Origin of the sequence: Citrobacter sp. (assembly GCF_050252275.1) — a bacterium.
Lineage (GTDB): Bacteria > Pseudomonadota > Gammaproteobacteria > Enterobacterales > Enterobacteriaceae > Citrobacter_A > Citrobacter_A amalonaticus.
In genome coordinates this window covers 1-4,093 of sequence record NZ_JBFWLF010000361.1, presented here as the reverse complement: position 1 = coordinate 4,093, position 4,093 = coordinate 1, and the positions used below count along the sequence as shown (strand labels likewise).

The 4,093-nt window shown below is 50.7% G+C and carries 7 protein-coding genes; 4 read left to right on the top strand and 3 right to left on the bottom strand.

What is annotated here, in order from left to right; translation table 11 throughout:
- From AB7E14_RS21485 to csgG, 4 genes are all read left to right on the top strand, one after another.
- The coding region (locus AB7E14_RS21485; protein WP_428169932.1) for a LuxR C-terminal-related transcriptional regulator at window positions 1-320 on the top strand (320 nt) is incomplete at its 5' end.
- A gap of 4 nt (window positions 321-324) precedes the next feature.
- Window positions 325-714, top strand: coding sequence for a curli production assembly/transport protein CsgE (gene csgE, locus AB7E14_RS21480; protein ID WP_043001029.1), 390 nt, complete (start codon window positions 325-327; stop codon window positions 712-714).
- A 26-nt stretch (window positions 715-740) separates the two neighbouring features.
- A complete protein-coding gene (gene csgF / locus AB7E14_RS21475) occupies window positions 741-1,157 on the top strand; it encodes a curli production assembly/transport protein CsgF (RefSeq protein WP_044258050.1) in 417 nt (138 codons plus the stop codon).
- A 25-nt stretch (window positions 1,158-1,182) separates the two neighbouring features.
- Window positions 1,183-2,016, top strand: a complete 834-nt coding sequence (csgG, locus tag AB7E14_RS21470; RefSeq protein ID WP_428169931.1) for a curli production assembly/transport protein CsgG — start codon at window positions 1,183-1,185, stop codon at window positions 2,014-2,016.
- A 32-nt stretch (window positions 2,017-2,048) separates the two neighbouring features.
- Here csgG and AB7E14_RS21465 read toward each other — a convergent pair whose 3' ends face one another.
- The 3 genes from AB7E14_RS21465 to AB7E14_RS21455 form a co-directional block, all read right to left on the bottom strand.
- Window positions 2,049-2,540 (bottom strand): DUF1097 domain-containing protein, encoded by a 492-nt coding sequence (locus tag AB7E14_RS21465; RefSeq protein WP_043001032.1) that lies wholly within the window; start codon window positions 2,538-2,540, stop codon window positions 2,049-2,051.
- 100 nt (window positions 2,541-2,640) lie between these two features.
- Complete coding sequence (locus tag AB7E14_RS21460) at window positions 2,641-3,195, bottom strand: TorD/DmsD family molecular chaperone (protein ID WP_044327605.1); 555 nt, start codon at window positions 3,193-3,195, stop codon at window positions 2,641-2,643.
- A 23-nt stretch (window positions 3,196-3,218) separates the two neighbouring features.
- A complete protein-coding gene (locus AB7E14_RS21455; RefSeq protein WP_043001034.1) occupies window positions 3,219-3,956 on the bottom strand; it encodes a phosphatase in 738 nt (245 codons plus the stop codon).
- Window positions 3,957-4,093 lie beyond the last annotated feature (137 nt).

The following is a 4,093-nucleotide window of genomic DNA, read 5'->3' as shown; positions in this document are numbered from 1 at the left end:
CGGATGACGAAGAGCGTGTCGTAAACGGTTTGCAAGGGATCCTGCGGGGAGAATGTTACTTCTCACAGAAACTGGCCAGTTATCTGATCACTCACTCAGGTAATTATCGCTACAACAGCAGTGAGTCAGCCCTCCTGACTCATCGCGAAAAAGAGATCCTGAATAAGCTGCGTATCGGCGCCTCTAATATCGAAATCGCACGTTCACTGTTTATCAGTGAAAACACGGTCAAAACGCATCTTTATAATCTTTTCAAAAAGATAGCTGTCAAAAACCGTACCCAGGCGGTTTCGTGGGCAAATGATAACCTCAGGCGATAACGCCATGAAACGCTATTTAACCTGGCTTGCAGCGGCGCAGTTGCTGTTCGCTGCCAGCACGACGCAGGCTGTAGAAGTTGAAGTTCCTGGGCTCTTAACTGACCACACGGTTTCGTCTATTGGCCACGATTTTTATCGTGCGTTTAGCGACAAATGGGAAAGTGATTATCCAGGCAATTTGACCATCAATGAGCGACCCAGTGCACGTTGGGGAAGTTGGATCACAATAACGGTTAATCAGGACGTTATATTCCAGACTTTTTTATTTCCAACGAAAAGAGACTTCGAAAAAACTGTTGTCTTTGCGCTGGCACAAACTGAGGATGCCTTAAACCGACGGCAAATAGATAAAACACTATTGAGCACCGGCGATTTAACGCATGACGAATTCTAAAAAGTGATTTTTGTCCGGAGGCTGTAATGCGTGTCAAACATGCAGTAGTAGTACTCATGCTTATTTCGCCATTAAGTTGGGCCGGAAATATGACCTTCCAGTTCCGTAACCCTAACTTTGGTGGAAACCCCAATAACGGTTCTTTTTTACTGAATAGCGCCCAGGCGCAAAACTCTTATAAAGATCCCAGTTATAACGACGATTACGGAATTGAAACTCCCTCCGCGTTGGATAACTTCACTCAGGCCATTCAGTCACAAATATTAGGTGGGCTGTTGACCAATATTAACACGGGGAAACCCGGCAGGATGGTGACCAATGATTTCATTGTGGACATTGCTAACCGGGATGGTCAGTTGCAGCTAAACGTCACGGACAGGAAAACGGGCAAAACATCGACGATCGAAGTGTCGGGTTTACAGTCGCAATCTACCGATTTCTAAGTACCGCCACGTAAGGACAATCATCATGCAGCGCTTACTTGTATTCGTCGCCGTCATTTTACTGAGCGGATGCTTAACCGCCCCGCCAAAAGAAGCCGCTAAACCGACCTTAATGCCCCGTGCGCAAAGTTATAAGGATTTAACGCATTTACCGATTCCAACGGGTAAAATTTTTGTCTCGGTGTATAACATTCAGGATGAAACCGGGCAGTTTAAACCCTACCCGGCCAGTAACTTCTCAACAGCCGTCCCACAAAGCGCCACTGCGATGCTGGTCACCGCACTGAAAGATTCCCGCTGGTTTGTTCCACTGGAGCGCCAGGGACTGCAAAACTTGCTGAATGAACGTAAGATCATTCGTGCCGCTCAGGAAAACGGGACTGTCGCCATCAACAACCGAATCCCGCTACAGTCGCTGACGGCGGCAAACATCATGGTTGAAGGGTCGATTATCGGCTACGAAAGTAACGTGAAATCCGGCGGCGTCGGTGCGCGTTACTTCGGTATCGGCGCAGACACGCAATACCAGCTTGACCAGATTGCGGTGAACCTGCGCGTAGTCAACGTCAGCACCGGTGAGATCCTCTCCTCGGTCAACACCAGTAAAACCATTCTGTCTTATGAAGTGCAGGCTGGGGTGTTCCGCTTTATCGATTATCAGAGACTGTTGGAAGGTGAAATTGGCTACACCTCCAACGAACCGGTGATGTTGTGCCTGATGTCCGCCATTGAGACGGGCGTCATCTTCCTTATCAACGAAGGTATCGATCGTGGGTTGTGGGATTTGCAGAATAAAGCCGATCGCCAGAACGACATTCTGGTGAAATATCGTCATATGTCGGTACCGCCGGAATCCTGATGATCAGGATAAAAAAAAGCGTGAGGATTTCCTCACGCTTTTTTATTTTCCGCAACGGTTCGCGTACTGTGTCTTTCTCGCCGGGCCGCCAGCCACAGTCCGCTGTTTTTCATGGCATAGCCAAAGAGCAAACCGACCGCCAGTGAAGGCAAGACCAGTTTCCAGTCTCCCTGCCCGGCAAACGTGGCGCATGCACCGATAAATGTGCCTGGCACAAATGACAGTAAAACTTGCTTTGCCTGAATACACATCAGGAAGGCCACCACGCCGGTAATCACATAACCCACCAGTTCGAGATGCGGCGTCAACGCGCTACCGTAAATAATGACCAACGCCCACACCACGCCGCTCAACAGCGTGGAGGCCGAAATGGCCAACCCCTTTAACCCACCCTGCGGACAGGCGAAATAGGCGGTACAGCCTAAAAAGCCAGCCCAACTGAGTAAGCCAAGAGACACGGCCACCCATCCCCAGATACCGGAGAGAATGCCCGTTGTGATTGCAATGGAAAGAAGTATGTTCATGCCGCGCATGATAGCAGAAAACGACAATATGAATGAGATCACGCACACAATTTATGCAATGATTGAATCAAGTTGCATACAAAAGTGATATATATCACAATTATTCGTCAGTCTCTTCTTCCAGTTCATCCCACATTGCGCCAATGGCATCGCGTGTTAACGGCGCCATCGTTCGCCAGAAAGGGGTTGCGGCGTGCGCTTCCACTTTACCGAGGAAGGTATCGCACCACGGAATGATGTAGTCCGCGAACAGAGTTTCCTGCGCCTCGCTTTCATCCTCCGCAGACTGATCTTCCAGCCAGGAGGCGGCCAGCAGCAACGTACCAATATGATCGGCTGGCGTTTCGCCAAGCGGCATACCTCGTGCAGAAAGGAAGGAGCGCACTTCTGATTCTGTCGCCCCTTCCACCCACGCGCTGCGATACGGTGGCACCGCGCACTCCGCACCGACAAACAGCGCGTTGTAATCCGCCGCCAACTGGGTCATATCACAGCTTTTCTGCAGACGCGCTAACAGTTCATCTTGCTCAAGCGGCCAGCTCGCCTGGAGTTTACCCTCGCGAATCAGGGTAAAAAGCGGAACCAGCAAAGGATCCTGCGGTTGACGGTAATACAGCGATCCCAGTACACGGCACAGGATTGAAAACTCGTTCATCAAAATATTCCAGCTCGTGGTAGTTAAAGTTCAGCAAATTCAGGAATCGGCGCCATTCCGCGTGATTCCAGGAAATTGAGTAATCGTTTCGGGGTCACGTTCAAAATACGATCTTCCGGGAAATTCACTTCTTCGATAATTTTCAGACACTCACCGAAATCGCCCATTGTAAAGGCGGTATGAGAATCTGAACCCAACGCCACCCAGCCGCCAGCATCACGTACCGCTGCCGCTACCGCGCGACAGTTTGCTTCACTGCCTTTGCGTGAATGAAGGAAGGAAGAGTTGTTAATCTCCAGTGCAACATTGTATTTTGCCGCAGCCTCGGCAATTGCCGTGATATCAACGGGATACTTCGGATTCCCGGGATGGCTAATGATATGCACAACGCCGCTCGCCATGGTGGCGATCATCGCCTGCGTATTGGTGGCTTCATCGTGGGGGGCGAAAACCGGCTCATGGAAGCCCGCGATGATCAGATCCAGTGAGGTGAGCATCGGCCCGGTGCAGTCGATTTCACCTTCGATATTTTTGATATTTGCCTCAATGCCTCGCAGGATCCCGACCCCATCCACCACGCGCGGCCAGATACGCATATTGATGAAATGCCAGTGGTGTGGAGCATCCGCCATGTCCGGACCGTGATCGGTAATTGCGAACAGTTTCAGTCCCTGACGCTTCGCCTGGGCGATGTAATCGCTCAGAGTACTATAAGCATGGGTGCTGGCGACGGTATGCATATGCAGGTCAACGGGATACATGTCTCTCTCCTGTGGTCATTTTTCGACAAGGATAGCAGGAATCGCCTGCGTTTATTAGTCGAAACCCGGCAGATGCCGGGTTTCCCTTAGTAACCGCGCTGACGGTCGACCTGCCCGGTCACCGCTTCGCCGTTTTC